The organism is Curvibacter gracilis ATCC BAA-807 (assembly GCF_000518645.1).
Lineage (GTDB): Bacteria > Pseudomonadota > Gammaproteobacteria > Burkholderiales > Burkholderiaceae_C > Curvibacter > Curvibacter gracilis.
On record NZ_JADZ01000011.1, the window covers coordinates 148760 to 166307 of the forward strand.

General features: G+C 65.8%; 13 protein-coding genes. 11 read left to right on the forward strand and 2 right to left on the reverse strand.

Annotated elements, in window-relative coordinates:
* Positions 1 to 2: 2 nt before the first annotated feature.
* Complete coding sequence (gene ssuE / locus L880_RS0108935; protein ID WP_027475392.1) at positions 3 to 590, reverse strand: NADPH-dependent FMN reductase; 588 nt, start codon at positions 588 to 590, stop codon at positions 3 to 5.
* A 252-nt stretch (positions 591 to 842) separates the two neighbouring features.
* On the opposite strand from ssuE, the gene L880_RS0108940 reads away from it, so the two are divergent.
* The 11 genes from L880_RS0108940 (at position 843) to L880_RS34350 (ending at position 14296) form a co-directional block, all read left to right on the forward strand.
* Entirely contained in the window at positions 843 to 1115 is a 273-nt protein-coding gene (locus L880_RS0108940; protein WP_027475393.1) for an oxidative damage protection protein, read from the forward strand.
* 77 nt (positions 1116 to 1192) lie between these two features.
* Positions 1193 to 2902 (forward strand): FAD-dependent 5-carboxymethylaminomethyl-2-thiouridine(34) oxidoreductase MnmC1, encoded by a 1710-nt coding sequence (gene mnmC1, locus L880_RS32050; RefSeq protein WP_051443188.1) that lies wholly within the window; start codon positions 1193 to 1195, stop codon positions 2900 to 2902.
* Between the two features lie 140 nt (positions 2903 to 3042).
* On the forward strand, positions 3043 to 3834 hold the full coding sequence (locus L880_RS0108950) for a sulfite exporter TauE/SafE family protein (RefSeq protein ID WP_027475394.1): 792 nt from the start codon (positions 3043 to 3045) through the stop codon (positions 3832 to 3834).
* Positions 3835 to 3855: 21 nt separating this feature from the next.
* Positions 3856 to 5643 (forward strand): nitrite/sulfite reductase, encoded by a 1788-nt coding sequence (locus tag L880_RS0108955; RefSeq protein ID WP_027475395.1) that lies wholly within the window; start codon positions 3856 to 3858, stop codon positions 5641 to 5643.
* A 24-nt stretch (positions 5644 to 5667) separates the two neighbouring features.
* Positions 5668 to 6051, forward strand: a complete 384-nt coding sequence (locus L880_RS0108960; RefSeq protein WP_027475396.1) for a DUF934 domain-containing protein — start codon at positions 5668 to 5670, stop codon at positions 6049 to 6051.
* 46 nt (positions 6052 to 6097) lie between these two features.
* Positions 6098 to 6871 (forward strand): phosphoadenylyl-sulfate reductase, encoded by a 774-nt coding sequence (locus L880_RS0108965; RefSeq protein ID WP_027475397.1) that lies wholly within the window; start codon positions 6098 to 6100, stop codon positions 6869 to 6871.
* Positions 6868 to 7839 (forward strand): sulfate adenylyltransferase subunit CysD, encoded by a 972-nt coding sequence (cysD, locus tag L880_RS0108970; protein WP_027475398.1) that lies wholly within the window; start codon positions 6868 to 6870, stop codon positions 7837 to 7839. Before L880_RS0108965 ends, cysD begins: the two co-directional genes overlap by 4 nt.
* Positions 7839 to 9140 carry a sulfate adenylyltransferase subunit 1 gene (locus tag L880_RS0108975; protein ID WP_027475399.1) on the forward strand — a complete coding sequence of 434 codons (1302 nt, stop codon included), beginning with the start codon at positions 7839 to 7841 and terminating at the stop codon, positions 9138 to 9140. Before cysD ends, L880_RS0108975 begins: the two co-directional genes overlap by 1 nt.
* A 148-nt stretch (positions 9141 to 9288) precedes the next feature.
* Entirely contained in the window at positions 9289 to 9618 is a 330-nt protein-coding gene (fdxA, locus tag L880_RS0108980) for a ferredoxin FdxA (protein ID WP_027475400.1), read from the forward strand.
* A 38-nt stretch (positions 9619 to 9656) separates the two neighbouring features.
* Positions 9657 to 10730: an NAD(P)/FAD-dependent oxidoreductase gene (locus L880_RS0108985; RefSeq protein ID WP_027475401.1), complete on the forward strand. Its 1074-nt coding sequence runs from the start codon at positions 9657 to 9659 to the stop codon at positions 10728 to 10730.
* A 677-nt stretch (positions 10731 to 11407) separates the two neighbouring features.
* Entirely contained in the window at positions 11408 to 14296 is a 2889-nt protein-coding gene (locus L880_RS34350; RefSeq protein WP_169737741.1) for a hybrid sensor histidine kinase/response regulator, read from the forward strand.
* A 112-nt stretch (positions 14297 to 14408) separates the two neighbouring features.
* On the opposite strand, the gene L880_RS0108995 is transcribed toward L880_RS34350, so the two are convergent.
* Positions 14409 to 17222: a prealbumin-like fold domain-containing protein gene (locus tag L880_RS0108995; RefSeq protein WP_157462737.1), complete on the reverse strand. Its 2814-nt coding sequence runs from the start codon at positions 17220 to 17222 to the stop codon at positions 14409 to 14411.
* Between the last annotated feature and the right edge of the window lie 326 nt (positions 17223 to 17548).

A 17548-nucleotide genomic window follows, 5' to 3' on the forward strand; every position in this document is an offset into this window, starting at 1 on the left:
CCTCAAACACTGCATCGCACCTGGGCGAAGGGGATGGCCTCGAAATCGGCGTTGGCGTTGTTGCGCTCATAGGCCTCGGCCAGCAACAGGCCCACGGCGTCGTCCAGGCGGTCGGAGATCTCGGGGTTGACCTGGTAGGCGCCTTCGGGTGTGACCGTGATCTGGGCGTCGGTGGCGTACACGCCGGGCAGGATGTGGCGTGCGGCCAGCGACTGCAGCACCGGCCGCAGCGTGTAATCCAGCGCCAGCATGTGGTGCGGGCTGCCACCGGTGGCCAGGGGCAGCACGGTCTTGCCCTTGAGGGCCGTCTGCGGCAACAGGTCGAGGAACACCTTCAACAGCCCGCTGTACGCGGCCTTGTAGACCGGCGTGGCCACCACAATCGCCGAAGCCTGGGCCACCTGCTCGGCGGCGGCGGCGATGCTGGCCTCGGACACATCGGCCAACAGCAGCGCGCTCGGCGTCAGGTCGCGCACCAGCACACTGCCCACCTGGGCACCACGACGCTGCAGGCGATGGCCCACGCTGTCGAGCAGGGCCTGAGATCGGGAACGGGCCGACGGGCTGCCGGCAATCAATAAAACAGACATGGGTTCTTTGCAGCGGGGGTTGAAGTTGGGCTCGATTCTGGAAACACCTGCTTCAAACTCAAACGCATAAGAAATCATTTATTTATCTGATTTCCGTTGGCTGATGCAGCGCAAAGCCCGCGTTCACACAGAACACCCCCGAGCTAAGGGGGCTCGCATCCGATGGGATAATCGGCGCCGACTGCAGGGCAGCCTCTGGCACCGCCCCGCCAACACCCCACCTGAACCGAACACCGCAACAAGGATCCCCACATGGCACGCATGGTCAACTGCATCAAGCTCGGCAAGGAAGCCGAGGGCCTCGACTTCCCGCCCTACCCCGGTGAACTGGGCAAGCGCCTGTGGGAAAACGTGAGCAAGGAAGCCTGGGCCGCCTGGCTCAAGCAACAGACCATGCTGGTGAATGAAAACCGCCTGAACCTGGCCGATGCCCGCGCCCGCCAGTACCTGGCACGCCAGATGGAAAACCACTTCTTCGGCGGCGGCGCCGACGTGGCTCAGGGCTACGTGCCCCCTTCGGCCTGAGGACCTGCGCCATTTCCGGCCGCTTCCACCTTCCCGCCGACGAGGCCATCGCCTGGCGTGGCCAGGCCCGCTGGGTCGTGCTGCAGACGGGCTTTGGCCTGGGCGAAGCCTTTCTGGCCCGCTGGCAGGCCTGGCGGCAGGACCCCGGGCGCCCTGCCCGCCTGCAGGTGGTGGCCATCGAGCCCCGGCCCGTTGCCTTGGCGGCCCTGCAGCAGCACTTGGCCAGCCCAGGTGAAGGCGGTGCCCAGGCGCAGCAGCTGTGTGCCCGGTGGTGGGGCCTGGCGCCCGGTTTTCACCGCCTGAGCTTTGAAGAGGGCCAGGTTGAACTGACCCTGTGTGTGGGTGAGCTGCCCGACACCTTGCGCGAATTGCAGCTGGAGGCCGACAGCGTCTGGCTGGCGGGGGCGATCCCCTGGGACGAAGGCCTCCTCAAGGCCCTGGCACGCCTGTGTCGGCGCGACACCCGTCTGACGGCCGATACCGACACCCCGGCGCTGCGCGAGGGTCTCAGCCGGCTGGGCTTTGCGCTGCAGACCGACCACTCTTTCTTGCAAGCCCGCTACCAGCCTGCCTGGGAGCCCCGCCGCGCCCCCCCTCTGGTGGCGGCCTGGCCGCGGGGCGCGGCCCGCGAGGCCGTGGTCATCGGCGGCGGCCTGTCGGGCCTGGGCACGGCCCATGCGCTGGCCAGGCGTGGCTGGCAGGTGGCGGTGCTGGACGCCTGCGCCGAACCGGCCGGCGGGGCTTCGGGCCTGCCGGTGGGCCTGTTCTCGCCGCATGTGTCGCCCGATGACAACCGCATCTCCCGCCTGACCCGCACCGGCCTGCGCATCACGCGGCAAACCGCCCTGGCTTTGCTGGCCGAGCAGCAGGATTGGGCCCCCAGCGGCGTGCTGGAGCACCGCGTGCACGGCAAGGCCGGCCCACGCCTGGATGCCGACGGCGAAGCCACGGGGAGCGAAGAAGCCAGCGCCGCCTTGAAACAGGCCGCCGGCCTGAGCCCCGACGCCCCGGCCACCTGGCACCGCCATGCCGGTTGGGTGCGCCCGGCCCGCCTGGTGCAGGCCCTGCTGGCCGCCCCCGTCTCGGGCCGCATCCGCTGGCAAGGGGGCCGCCGGGTGGCCCGACTGCACCATGATGGCGCAACAGGCCTTTGGCAGGCCCTGGACGAGACCGGGCAAACGCTGGCCCAAGCCGCCTTGATGGTGGTGACCGCCGGTCCTGGTAGCCGGGCCTTGGCAGAACCTCAGGTGCCGCTGCAGGCCCTGCGCGGCCAATTGACCAGCGCCCCCCAGGCCGACAGCGACCGCCTGCCCCCGCTGCCGGTGAATGGCCAGGGCAGCCTGATCCCGCACCTGCCGGGCAACACCGGACCCAGCTGGCACACGGGCTCGACCTTTGACCGCGGGCACCCGCCGCAGCCTGCGGGCGAGACCACGCCGTGCAAGCCCGAAGACCACGCGACCAACCTGGCCAAACTGGCCACCCTGCTGCCCGCCACCGCGGCCAGCCTGGGCGATCCCACCGAGCGGCTGCAGGCCTGGGCTGGCATCCGCTGCACCTCACCCGACCGACTGCCCCTGGTCGGCCCGGTGGACCCCGCCCGGCGCCCAGGCCTGTGGCTGTGCACCGCCTTGGGCACGCGCGGGCTCACCTGGGGTCTGCTGTGCGGCGAGTTGCTGGCGTCAGAGGTGGTCGGCGACCCCCTGCCCGTGCCCTTGTCGCAGGCCCGGGCCCTGCTGGCCAGCCGCCCCGCCCCGGGGCGTCAAGCCCCCGCAGGCGACGAGTGAACAAGCGCCGTTTCCTTATCCGGATTCGGCCTCCAATCGCCCGCCAGGCCGCATGAAACAAGGCGCATAAGCTTATCCGCATAAAGCGCGAACTAAAAAATCGTTTGTCCCCATAAGGGCCCTCCGCACAATACCGCCCCATGCAAGAATTGGCGTTCATCGTGGCGGGGTTGGTGGTGGGTCTGGTCGTGGGCCTGACCGGGGTGGGCGGCGGCTCACTGATGACCCCGATCCTGATTTTTTTCTTCGGCATGAAGCCGCACCTGGCCATCGGCACCGATCTGCTGTTTGCGGCCGGCACCAAGTTCAGCGGCTCGGTCAAGCTGGCGCGCAGCCGCACCATCGACTGGCCGGTGGTGCTGCACATGGCCTACGGCAGCGTGCCGGCCTCGCTGATCACGCTGTACCTGCTGGACCATTTCGGTGCCACCAGCCCGGCCGTGCAGCACGCCATGACCAGCACGCTGGGCGCCGCCCTGCTGCTGACGGCGGTGGCCACCCTGTACAAGGCCTTGTTCGGCAAGACCCAGGGCAGCCATGCCTCGGGGCCTCAATTGAAAGATCCGGCCCGGCCGCTGCACCCGGCCTTGCCCGTGCTGTTCGGCGCGGTCATCGGCTGCTTGGTAACATTGACGTCCGTTGGCGCCGGCGCCATCGGTGTGCTGGTGCTGATGCTGGTCTACCCGGCGCTGCCCTTGCAGCGCATCGTGGCTGCCGACATCGCCCACGCGGTGCCGCTGACCCTGGTGGCCGGTCTGGGCCATGCGGGCCTGGGCACGGTCGACTGGCTGCTGCTGGCCAAGCTGTTGGCGGGGTCCATCCCCGGCATCTGGATCGGCTCACACCTGAACCACAAATTGCCTGAGCGTTTCATCCGCTCCGTTCTCTCGCTGCTGCTGGCCTATGCCGGCAGCAAACTGATTGCCCTCTGAAAACCAAGAAGTTAACCCACGATGTACCAATACACCGACTTCGACAAGCAGTTCGTCCAGCTGCGCGCTGCCCAGCACCGTGACCAGCTCGAACGCTGGCAGGCCGGCAAGCTGGCCGACGACGAGTTCCGCCCCTTGCGCCTGCAAAACGGCTGGTACGTCCAGCGCTACGCCCCCATGCTGCGCGTGGCCGTGCCCTATGGCGAACTCTCCAGCGCCCAGTTGCGCGTGCTGGCCAAGATTGCCCGCGAGTACGACGAACCCGAAGCCGATGTGTATGCCGAGGCCCTGAAGATCCAGGGGGCCCTGGGTTCGGCCAAGTTGCCCACGCACTACGCCCACTTCACCACGCGTCAGAACGTCCAGTTCAACTGGATCCCGCTGGCCAAGTCGGCCGACGTGATGGACCTGCTGGCCAGCGTGAACATGCACGGCATCCAGACCAGCGGCAATTGCATCCGCAACATCACCAGCGACGAGCGCGCCGGCATTGCAGTGGACGAAGTGGCCGATCCGCGCGCCTTCGCCGAGATCCTGCGCCAGTGGAGCACGCTGCACCCCGAGTTCGCCTTCCTGCCGCGCAAGTTCAAGATCGCCATCATCGGCGCCAGCGAAGACCGCGCCGCCACGGCCTGGCACGACGTGGGCCTGCATGTGATCAAGAACGATGCCGGTGAGATCGGTTTTCGCGTGCTGGTGGGTGGCGGCATGGGCCGCACCCCGATCCCGGGCACCGTGATCCGCGAGTTCCTGCCCTGGAACCAGATCATGAACTACCTCGAAGCCGTGGTGCGGGTCTACAACCGCTACGGCCGCCGCGACAACATGTACAAGGCGCGCATCAAGATTCTGGTGAAGGCCGAAGGCCAGCGCTATTTCGATGACGTGGAAGCCGAGTTCAAGGCCATCGTCGAGCACGACGGTGGCGCCCACACCATCCCTCAGGCCGAATACGACCGCGTGGCCGCCTCCTTCGTGCCCCCCAGCCTGGCCGACCGCCCGGTGGTGAGCGCCGAAGCCGTGGACAGCCAGCTGCGCCACGCCGCCGATGCCGACCCGCTGTTTGCCCGTTGGTTGGCGCGCAACGTGGCCCCGCACAAGAACCCGGCGCTGCGCGCCGTGACGCTGTCGTTCAAGCGCCGTGCGCAGGCCCCCGGCGACGCCGACGCCGACCAGCTCGACACCCTGGCCGGTCTGGTGGACCGCTTCAGCGCCGGCGAGGCCCGCGTCACGCACGACCAGAACGTGCTGCTGCCCTGGGTCTCGGCCAGCGAACTGCATGCGCTTTACACCGCCGCCCGCGCGGCCGGCTTTGCCAGCCCCAATGTGCACCTGCTGACCGACATGATCGCCTGCCCAGGCGGCGACTTCTGCGCCCTGGCCAACGCCCGCTCGATCCCGGTGGCCGAAGCCATCACCGAGCGCTACCAGGACCTGGACGAGCTCGACGACCTCGGTGAGATCGACCTGCACATCAGCGGCTGTATCAACTCCTGCGGCCACCACCACACCGGTCACATCGGCATCCTGGGCGTCGACAAGGACGGCAAGGAGTGGTACCAGGTGACCCTGGGCGGCTCGGACGGCTCCGAGCTGAGCGGTGCGGCCGTGCCCGGCAAGGTGGTGGGCCCCTCGTTCTCGGCGGCCGAAGTGCCGGAGGTGATCGAGGCCGTTCTCAACACCTACCGCGACCTGCGCGCCAATGGCGAAACTTTCATCGCCACGCTGCGCCGCGTGGGCCATGACCCGTTCAAGGCGGCCGCCAACGCCGCCCGCGCCGTACCGGCCCACGCCCCCGTGGCCGCCTGAGCTCCAACACCACCGATTCAGACCATGAAGATCATCGAAGCCAAAGACCATACCAGCGCTGAAGGCCAGGCCGGCGTGCTGGTGCTGGACAACACCGTCGATCCGCAAACCCTGTCGCTGGAAGGCGTGACCCGCGTCGACCTGAACTTTCCGAAGTTCACCGACGGCCGCGCCTACAGCCAGGCCTACCTGCTGCGCCGTCGCCTGGGTTTCAGCGGTGAAATCCGCGCCACCGGCGACGTGCTGATCGACCAGCTGGTGCAGATGAGCCGCAGCGGCTTTGACGTGGCCGTGTTGCGCGCCGGCGTGGACATCGCCGACGCCCAGCGCCAGTTCGACCGCTTCTCGGGCTTCTACCAGGCCGACGCGGTGAACACCCGCCCGCTGTTCGCGCGCCAGGCCGCCTGAGCCCCCCCGGCATTCACACCCCTCAAAACAAAGCCCCCCCGCGACCATGAGTGCCATTTCCCTCTACGCCCACACCGCCTCGAAAGACTTCGAGGCCAAGGTGCAGGCCAGCATCGCGCTGCTGCAGCGCGCCGTGGCCGAGTACACGCCCATCACCCAGGCCTCCAGCCTGGGGGTGGAAGACATGGTGATCACCGAGCTGCTGCACCAGGCCGGCGTGCTGAAGGCCGAAGGCGTGAGCGTCTTCGTGCTGGACACCGGCAAGCTGCATGCCGAAACCCTGGCCCTGATCGGCCAGATCGAGGCCCGCTACGGCAACACCCTCGACGTCTACCGTCCTGACAACGCCGCTGCCGAGGCCTTTGTGGCCACCAACGGCGAAGACGCGATGTACAAAAGCATCGAACTGCGCAAGGCCTGCTGCGACATCCGCAAGATGGTGCCCCTGGCCCAGGCCCTGGAGGGCAAGAAAGCCTGGATTACCGGCCTGCGCCGCGAGCAGTCGAACGCCCGCGCCGAGGTGCCCGACATCGACACCAGCGGTGAGCGTGCCAAGGTCAACCCGCTGGCCAACTGGACGCTGGGCGATGTGTGGCGCTTCATCGAACTGAACGCCGTGCCCTACAACCCGCTGCACGACCAGTTCTTTCCGAGCATCGGCTGCGCCCCCTGCACCCGTGCTGTCACCCTGGGCGAGGACTTCCGCTCTGGGCGCTGGTGGTGGGAGAACGAGTCGGCCAAGGAATGCGGCTTGCACGTTGCCAAAGAGGACGATGCGCCGGCCTCCAGCATCATCCCCATCCGCCCGGTGAGCGCATGAACACCCGAACCGATCCCCAATTGCTTGAGCCTCAGAACATGACCGCCAACGGCACCCAGAACCTCAGCCACCTCAGCAACGCCCACCTGGATGCGCTCGAAGAAGAGACCATCTTCATCCTGCGCGAGGTGGCCGCCGCCTTCGAACGCCCCGCCCTGCTGTTCTCGGGCGGCAAGGATTCGCTGGTGATGCTCAAATGCGCCGAAAAGGCCTTTGGCGTCGGCCGCATCCCCTACCCGCTGCTGATGATCGACACCGGCCACAACTTCCCCGAAGTGACGGATTTCCGCGATTTCCGGGCCAAGGAACTGGGCGCCGAGCTGATCGTGCGCAACGTGGAAGACTCGATGAAGCGCGGCACCGTTCGCCTGGCCCACCCGGGCGAGTCGCGCAATGTGCACCAGTCGGTCACGTTGCTGGAGGCCATTGAAGAGTTCCGCTTCGACGCCCTGATCGGCGGCGCGCGCCGTGATGAGGAGAAAGCCCGCGCCAAGGAGCGCATCTTCTCGCACCGCGACAGCTTCGGCCAATGGCAGCCCAAGGCCCAGCGCCCTGAGCTGTGGACCCTGTTCAACACCCGTCTGGCCCCGGGTGAGCACTTCCGGGTGTTCCCGATCAGCAACTGGACCGAACTGGACGTGTGGCAGTACATCGACCGCGAGCAGATCGCCCTGCCCTCGCTGTACTACACCCACCAGCGCCCGGTGGTGGACCGCCGCGGTCTGCTGGTGCCGGTGACCGAACTGACCCCCGCCAAGGACGGCGAAGAGGTGCAGCTGCGCGACGTGCGCTTCCGCACCGTGGGCGACATCACCTGCACCTGCCCGGTGGAGAGCACGGCGGCCACCCCGGCCGACATCGTGATCGAAACCCTGGCCGCCGATGTGAGCGAACGCGGCGCCACCCGCATGGACGACAAGACCTCTGACGCCTCGATGGAAAAACGCAAGAAGGACGGTTACTTCTGATGAGCACGACTGAATTGAACCCCACCGCCCCGGCCAACAGTACCGAGCTGCGCGCCGCCCTGCGCTTCATCACCTGCGGTTCGGTGGACGACGGCAAGAGCACCCTGATCGGGCGCCTGCTGGTGGACAGCAAGGCCGTGCTGCAAGACCACCTGGCCGGCGTGCAGCGCCAGGGCGAGACCGACCTGGCCCTGCTGACCGACGGGCTGTCGGCCGAGCGCGAGCAAGGCATCACCATCGACGTGGCCTACCGCTACTTCGCCACTGAAAGCCGCAAGTTCATCATCGGCGACGCGCCGGGCCATGAGCAGTACACCCGCAACATGGTGACCGCGGCCAGCAGCGCCGATGCCGCCGTGGTGCTGGTCGATGCCACCAAGCTGGACTGGAAGAACCCCGATCTCGAACTGCTGGTGCAGACGCGCCGCCACTCGCTGCTGGTGAACCTGCTGCGGGTCACCTCGCTGGTGTTTGCCGTCAACAAGCTCGACGCGGTGGAAGACCCCACGCTGGCCTACCAGCACATCAGCGCCGCCCTGAGCAAGTTTGCCTCGGCCGCCGGCATTGCCGTGCGCGCCACCATCCCGGTGTCGGCCCTCAAGGGCTGGAACGTGGTGGACGCCCAGCCCGGCTGGTGCGGCTACCAGGGCCAAAGCCTGCTGCAGTTGCTGGAGCAATTGCCCGTCACCCACGCCGATGTCGAACAACCCTTTGCCTTTCCGGTGCAGTGGGTGGAGAAGTTCTCGTCTTCATCTGACACCAGCCAGGGCCGCCGCGTGTTCTGGGGCCGCGTGGCCGCCGGCAGCGTGAAGCCCGGCCAGGCCATCACTGTGCTGCCCAGCGGGCAGAGCGCCACCGTGGCCCAGGTGCTGGACCACGCCCGCCGCCCGAGCGACATCGAGGCCGGCCACAGCGCGGGCATCGTGCTGGACCGCGAGGTCGATGTGTCGCGTGGCGACTGGTTGCTGGCCCCGGGTCAGATCGAAGCCCAGCGCAGCCTGAAGGCCACCGTGTCGTGGCTGGATGACGAACCGCTGGTGCCCGGCCGCGTCTACTGGGCGCTGCATGGCCACCGCTGGGTCAAGGCCAAGGTCAGCCGCATCGTGCACAAGCTCGACATCAACACCCTGGCTGAGGAAGACGCCACCGAGTTGCCCCCCAACAGCATCGGGCACATCGAATTGGCGCTGCAGGAGGCCGTGGCCACCCTGCCCTTTGCCCAGGCCCGGGCGCTGGGTTCGTTGATCCTGGTGGACACCGCGAGCAACAAAACCGCTGCGGCCGTGCTGGTCAACGCCTGATCCGAAGCAAAAAAACAGCCCCTGAAACCGGCCTGTGGGCCCCACAGGCCGGCAGGGCTTGCGAAAGTCCCTAAAATCCAGGGTTTTTCCGAATGCTGAGCCGATTGGCGGCAGCATCCGGGATGCCCACCACCGAACAGAGCCCCTCATGACTCACGTCGTTACCGAAAACTGCATCAAGTGCAAATTCACCGATTGCGTGGATGTGTGCCCCGTGGACTGCTTCCGCGAAGGCCCGAACATGCTCGTCATCGACCCGGACGAGTGCATCGACTGCGCCGTCTGCATCCCTGAGTGCCCGGCCAACGCCATCTTTGCCGAAGAAGACACCCCTTCGGACCAACTCGCCTTCATCAAGCTCAACGCCGAACTGGCCCAGGCCGATGGCTGGAAGAGCATCACCAAGCGCAAGCCGGCCCTGCCCGACGCCGACGCCTGGAACAACAAGCCCGGCAAGCTGGCTGAACTGATTCGCTGATCTGGCGGGGCACCTGCCCCACCGATCCACCACAGCCCATGAGCCCTGCCCTCCCCATCGAAACCGATGCCCTGGTGATCGGTGCGGGCCCTGTGGGGCTGTTTCAGGCCTTCCAGCTGGGCCTGCAGGGTTTGCGCGCCCATGTCGTGGACACCCTGCACGAGGCGGGGGGGCAGTGCGTGGCGCTTTACCCCGACAAGCCGATTTACGACGTCCCGGGCATCCCACGCTGTACCGGGCGTGAACTCGCGGCGCAATTGCTGGCCCAGGTGCGCCCTTTTGCACCGGGCTTTCATTTCGGCCAGGAAGTCAGCCACCTGCAACGCCAGGCCGATGGCCGCTGGCTGGCTGAGACCACCGCCGGTCAACGCTTCATGGCGCGCACGGTCTTCATTGCCGCAGGCGTGGGCGCCTTTGTGCCCCGCACCCTGAGGGTGGATGGCCTGTCGGCCTTTGAAGGCAGCCAGGTGCACTACAACCAGTCACCCGATGCCGCCGCACTGGCCGGGCAAAAAGTGGTGGTGACCGGCGGAGATGCTTCGGCGGTACAGGCGGCGATCACGCTGGCCGCCGCTTTGAAGTCTGCGGGCCCAGCCCCGCGCCAGGTGACGCTGTTGCATCGCAAAGATGCCTTTGAAGCCGAGCCCGCCCTGCTGAATGAATTGCATCAGCTGCGCCAAACCGGGCTGCTGCGCGTGCAATTGGGCCAACCCATCGGCGTCCAGACCCACGCCACGCCCCAGGGCGAACGCCTGACAGGGCTGCAGATCGCCACCGACGACGACACCGAGCACACCCTGCCCCTGGACAGCCTGCAGGCCTATCTGGGCCTGTCGCCCCGCCTGGGCCCTTTGGCCCAGTGGGGCCTGGCCATGGAACGCAAGCTGGTGCCAGTTGATCCGGCCACCTTCAGCACCGCCGAGGCCGGGTTGTTTGCCGTGGGCGACATCAACCACTACCCGGGCAAGCGCAAGCTGATCCTGTGCGGCTTTCATGAGGCCACTCTGGCCGCCTTTGCCGCCGTGGCCCTGGTGCACCCGGAGCAGCCGGTGCGCCTGCAATACACCACCACCAGCACCTTGCTGCAACAGCGCCTGGGTGTGGCGCACTGAAATCCCCGGGTGGATTCCCGGGCCGTGCCGTCAGGGCCCCACAAAGGCAGCCCCCCGATGCAAGGCACTGTCGCGACGACGCGCCAAAACCTCAGTGCCCGGCGCCAAGCGCCTGAATGTCAGGCCGTCATCTTCGCTCGCCCCAAAATCAGCATTGCCATATTTGTTCTCCATTCGATCAATCAGGCCGGTTCAATTCGACTGGACCGCAAATATCTCATTTCCGAATGTGAAACCCTGGCTTTTGAACTGTTGATAAAACGCATTCGAACTTGCACAAATTAACAGTTCGTCATTTCGAATATCCGGAACATACGCACAATAGGGTGAAAAAGGGGCAGAAGCACACGCCTGCAAGTGACTGGAAAACCCGTTGACAAATAATCAAAACCTATAGAGGATCGAGCGCTTTATTGACGGTACCCCGCTCCGAGCCCTGTATTCAAGACCTTCTCCACCCAGAACGGAAACCTTTCATGCTTCGGTCTTTGAATTTGTCTCGACGCCTGTACCTGCTGATTGCCATGTTCACAATCAGTTTTTCCATTTTTGGACTCTGGTCGTTCAAGACGCTGCATGAAATCAAGGTCGGGGGCGAAGTTTTTCACCGCATCGGAGAATCAAAAGACCTGGTATCGGATCTGTTACCGCCGCCGCTTTATATTGTCGAGTCGTATTTGCTATGTTTGCAACTGGACCGTGCAGCAGACTCCAGCCCCTCACCCGACCTGGTGCAGCGCCTGCGCTACCTGGAAACACAATACCGGCAGCGGCACGCCCACTGGGAAGAACGGCTTCCAGAACTGGGTTTGCCCAGCACGATGCTGGACAACTTGAACATCGCCGCCGAGGCCTTCTTTGACGAGGTGTGGCAACACTACCTGCCCAGCCTGGAAAGCCGCCATCCTGAGGCGCAAAAACGCTCTCTTGAGAAACTCAACACCCTGTACGAGCAGCACCGGCTTGCGGTGGACCTGACCATCCCGGCGGCCGAAGCCCACAGCGCCCGAGAGGAGGACTGGGTGGCTCAGCGCGTCACATCGGAAACCCTGTGGCTGCTGGGGGTGCTGCTGCTGTCGCTGCTGGCAGCCATCGGCCTGGCCCACCTGATTCGGCGCAGCATTGCCGGCCCGCTGGCCAAGGCGGTGGAGGTGGCGCAGCGTGTGGCCGCCGGCGACTGGCAGCCCGCCACCGAATGCCAGGGCTACCGCGATGAACCGGGGCAGTTGCTGACCGCCTTGTATGCCATGGCGGCAACGCTGCAGCATCAGATGGAGGCCTTGGGAAAATCCGAAGCCCGATCGCGCCACGCGCGCGAGTTGCTGGAAAAGTTGATTGAATCGGCCGACCTGATTGTGGTGGGGGTCGATCCACAAGGCCGCATCACGCTCTTCAATGAAGCTGCAGCGCGCGCCAGTGGTTACCAGCGCAAAGAGGTGCTGGGGCAGGATTGGTCGGCCATCCAGGCCCGTCTGAACCCCGAACTGCGCCTGGACGACCTCGGCTCCGATCAACGCAACGCGGCACAGGCACGCACTTACGACATCACCCACCTCAGTGGCGCGCGCCGGCGCATCATCTGGCGCTTCACCGAGCCTTTGCCGCAGGACGCCATGCACCTGGAAGACGGTGATGTGGCGGAGATCTCATTCGGTATCGATGTCACCGAGCAATTGCAGGCCGAAAAGGCCTTGCGCGATGCCGTGGCGGCCGCCGAAGCGGCCCACCAGAGTCGTGACGACTTTCTGGCCGGCATGAGCCACGAAATCCGCACCCCCATGAACGTCATCATCGGCATGACTGGCCTGGCCCTGCGCACTGACTTGCCCGAGCGGGCCCGCCATCACCTGAACCGCGTGGTGGCCGCCTCGCAGAGCCTGATGCGGCTGATCAACGATGTGCTGGACTACGCCAAGATCGAAAGCGGCAAACTCACGTTCGAGAACCGCCCCTTTGTGCTGTGCGAGACGCTGGACGCACTCACCAGCCAGACCGTGCTGGAGGCGGACGAAAAAGGCCTGGGCCTGCGCGTCGAGATCGCGTCCGAGGTTCCGTCCGTCCTGGTCGGTGATCAGGCGCGCCTGGGTCAGGTCCTGCTGAACCTGGTGGGCAGCGCTCTGAAGTTCACCGAAGAGGGAGAAATCATCATCCGGGTCGATTGCCTGGACCAGAACGAGTCCCAGGCGCTGCTGCGCTTTGAAGTGAGGGACACCAGCCTGGGCCTGACGCCCGAGCAGATTGCCGGCCTTTTTTCGGCGCTGATCCAGTTTGACCCGGCGCCTGCCCGCTCCCCCCTAGGCACCGGGCTGGGACTGGCGATCTCCCGCCACCTCGTCGAGAGCATGCACGGACGGGTGTGGGTGGAAAGCGAGCCTGGACAAGGCACCCGCTTCATCTTCACCTGCCGGCTGGGGGTGCAAGCGGCTGCCAACGCATGTTTCAACCCACTGCCCCGCATGCAGGACTTGCGGGTTCTGATCGTGGACGACGACCCCGGCTCCCGGGAGGTGCTGGCCAGCATCGTGGGCGCCATGCACCCGCAGCTGACAACGGTGTCCGATGGAGCACAGGCCTTGGCCGAACTGCAGCACGCCCAAACCCAGGGCCAGCCCTACCAACTGGTGCTGATGGACTGGCAGATGTCCGATATGGATGGACTGGAAACCGTGCGCCGCATGCAGAAGTGGGCCGATGCCGGGCAGGCCCTCTCGGTCATCATGGTCACGGCTCACAGTCGCGATGACCTGCTGGCACAGGCGCACGACGTCAGGCTTGATGCCGTGCTCGAGAAGCCGATCAGCCCTCGATCGGTGCTCGATGCGCTGCAGCAGGCCTTGAATCACCTGCAGCGCACAACGGTGCCGGCACCACTGAAATCGACCGCGCCGACGGCTGCCGCGCTGCGTCGGCCCTTGGCGGGGCTGCGCGTGCTTCTGGTGGAGGACAACGACCTGAACCAGGAACTGGCCGCCAGCCTGCTGACCGAGGCAGGCGCCCAGGTGAGCGTGGCAGCAGACGGCCAGGAGGCCTTGGATCAATTGCATCAGGCCGCCTTCGACCTGGTGCTGATGGATTGGAAGATGCCCAGGATGGATGGACTGGAAGCCACCCGCCGACTGCGAGCCGAGCCCCGCTTTGCCGACCTGCCCATCGTGGCCATGACCTCCAGCGTGTTGCCCAGTGACAAGGAGGCCTGCCTGCAGGCCGGCATGAATGACCACCTGAGCAAACCGATTGATCCCGTGTTGTTGTTGAGCAAGGTGGCTCGCTGGGGCCGCCCCAGTGGCCCGGATCGCCCCCCCGCCATCGCAGGGGCCGGCCGAAGCCCACTCAGCCAGGCACTGCGCAAGCTCGTGGGCCCCTTGTGGGCCGAGCTCGAAACCCTGCTGTCCGAACACGACAGCCATGCAGCCAGCCTGGCCCAACCCATTGCCCACCTGCTGCACGAACACCCCAACGCCCATGGCTTCAAAGGGGTGACCTCCCTGATCGAAGCGGGTGAGTTTGCCAACGCCTTGAATGAACTGCGCCGACTCGGTGGTCAGTTGCAATTGCAAGGCCCTTGAAGACGCCCTTCAACGCCCGAACGCCACCGGTCAGACAAGCCCCAGGCAAACACAACACGCCGGCGCCACGGTTCGTCGTTTGGGCCGCCCTCCTGAGGGGCCCCTCAGGCTTTCAGTTCTGGATTTGCACACAGAACACCACCGACCCGCTGCCCCCCGGCTGCAGGCCTGAAGCGGGCGCGCTGGCCGGCGCATCGGTCATGTCCCATTGCAGCGCGCCTGAGCCTCCTACTGAGGGTTGGCGCACCAGGTTGCAGCTCAGCAGGCCCGAGGGCACCGTCCCACAGGCCGCCGAGCGGTACACCGTGTAGGCCGGTACCGAATCAGACAGGCGAATGGCCGTGAGTGGCCCCGCAGAGTTGTTGCTGTACACCAGTTGGTATTCGACATACTGGCCTGGCTGGGCCTGGTTGGCTGTCGCAAAGGGCTGGGTGTCAGCGGCCGTGCTGGGGCACGTGGCCACACGGCGCACCTGCTTGAGCAGGCTCAGCGTGCCGCCCTGGGCGCTGCCGATGGTGCTGATATCCAATCGACTGAGCCGGTTCACCTGCGCCCCCCAGGCGGGCGCTGGCTGGTAGGTCTCCTGGGCCTGCAAGGTGCTCACATTGCGCGCCCCCACCCCCAGCCCGGCTGGGCTGTTGACCTTGAGCAGCAAACAAAGCTGCTGGCCCGCCTGCACGCTGACCGCCCCTGCCAGCAAGGCCTCACCGGCGTCGAGCCGTCCATTGCAATTGCTGTCGCTGTAGACCAAGCTGCTCCAGTTGTCCGCACTGCTGCTGGGTTGCTCGCTGCTGCTGAACACCACACTGGCCGAGGTGCCGGCCACATAGTGATGGGCATAGAGCGCGCTTTGCCCTGAGACGAGTTGCTGGGCGCCCTCGCCCAGCAACTGGCTCATGGGCACCTCACCGAACAGCACGCCGCTGTAGCTGGTGTTGACCGTCAGTGTGAAGCGCAACGTCTGGGTGACCGGGTTGTAGATGCCGGCGGTGTTGCCCAACTGGTAGCTGACGCTCGCATAGCCCGGCGGCAGGGTCTGCGTCAGGCACACCGGGCCCGCCGGAGCTGCGCTGGTGCTCAGGGCAAACAGCCCGCTGCCATCGGTGATGGCGCTTCCATACACGGTCTTGGCACAGTCGCTCAGTTGCACGGTCACGCCTGCGTGGCCGATCTCGCTGCCGTTTTGTACTCCGTCATGGGCCACACCGCCTGCAGCAGCACCACTGCCGTTGTCCAGCAGCACCTGGCCGCTGAGGGTGTAGCCCCCATAGCTGTTGGTGACCGTGCACACCAGGGCGGCGCCACTGCGCATCACGCTGGCCGGCAGCTCAAAGCTGTTGCCCGCTGTGATGGGTGGCTGTATCACGCTGGCCGGGTTGCCCGAGGTGGCCGCGTTCTGGTCCACACAGCTCACCTGGGCCAGGTTCCAGCCTGCGGGCGCGGTCTCGGTGATGCGGGTGGCGACACCGGTCTGTGTGAGGCTCTGGGGGGCTCCGCTGACCGGGGTGCCCGCTGTGGTGGTCACCAGCGTCTGGGAGGTCCAGCCATTGTTGCCGGCAAAGCTGAAGCTGCCCACCCCACCCACGCTGATCTTGTTCAGGCTCAGGCTCAGTGCACTGCCGAGCGTGACGCTGCAGCTGACTGCATTGCCCAAGGCCGTGGCCTTGGCGTCCAGGCTCAGACTGGTGCTGCTGAAGCTGACACTGCCTGCGTTCAGCCCCGTGCAGCTGACGGCGGTGATGGTCTGCCCACTGACACTGCTGCTCATGTTGAGTGTGGTGATGGCCGCAGCCGACAAGGCCTGGGCCTCACCCACCACCGGCGTGCCGGCCGTGGTGATCTTGAGGGCTTGTGAGACCCAGCCGTTGTTGCCGCTGAAGGTGTAGGTGCCAGGCTGGTTGCCCGTGACGGTCAACCCCAGGCTTCGCCCGCCAACCGGTAGGGTGCCGGTGACCGCACAGCCCTGGGGATTGCCATCACCGATGCAAGAGGCTGGGTTGAGCGCAGGACCGGACCCGGTGGGGTTGGTGACAGCCACGTTGCGCAGCGACAGGCCGTTGGCAGCCGCCGTGGGTCGAACCAAGATTTCAAAAGACATGATGCCGCCATACGGCACCGGGGGCAGCCGGGTGAGCTGACAGTTCAGCAACAAGCCGCTCCCCAAGCTGCCCGATGCAGCACATTGGCTGTCGGAAAAGCCCCCACCGACCACCGGCCGGGCCCCCACATACTCGACATTGGGAGGCAGTTGGTCCACCACGGTGAGCACCGGGTCCATCAAGGTAGGTATGGCCGAGGTGGCCACGCCCAGGGTGTAGCTGGCCGTCACTCCAGGCACCAATTGGGGCGGGTTGGTCTTGCGCAGGCTCAGACCGGGCTTGCCGTAAATCATCTTGCACAGAATCTGGGCCCCGGGTTTGATGTAACTGGATGCCACCGTGAAATTGGCCTGGGGCCAGGTGAAGGGCACACTCCAGTTGCCTGTGGGGTTGCCGCTGACGCTGGCTGCGCTGTCGCTGCAAACCACGTCCGTGATCGACCAACTGCTGACAAAACTGCCGCCCACAAACATACCGCTGGCCCCGCCATAACTGCCCCATCCGTTGTACCCCCCCATTTGGGTATCGGTGTAGAGCTTGGTGAGCGTGGTGTAGCCCGAGGTGTAGCCATTGGGGCCGACACGGGTGGGTGCCATGCTGGTCAGGCCGTTCGGGCTGGCAGGCCCTGCCGTCGTCGCGAAGACATACGCCACCCCATCGTTGGGTGACATGGTGATGTTCCAGGCCATGGTGGCTTGTTTCCCGACAATCAGGGAACAATTGATCACGCGGTCAGCGTCAGTGGCAAGGTTGTCCAGCACAAAGCTGTTGTTGGCCGGATTGAAGATGGCCGAGCCCAAGGCAGGTTGGCCAAGGGGGTCTGTCACGGCACAAGTTCCCCCCAGGATTTGCGACGTGGAGGTGATTGCAATTCGAGCGCCCAGTCCAATGACCAACGACTGAGGCGCCGAGCTGGTCTGACTGCTTGCCGGCACGCCCACGGTACCACCGGTCGCAACCCCGGTCGTCAAACTGGTATTGACCCACCCGGCACCACCCGTGGTGCCACCCGTGAGAGCCCCACTGCCAGCAGGATTGTTGAAGCTGGCGCTCAAGGTATTGCCACCTTGTCCGATCAAGGTCATTGTCACCAAGGGCTTGGCCGCCCAAGCAGAAAGTGGACTCAAACACAAACCTGCCAGCAGAAGCAGGA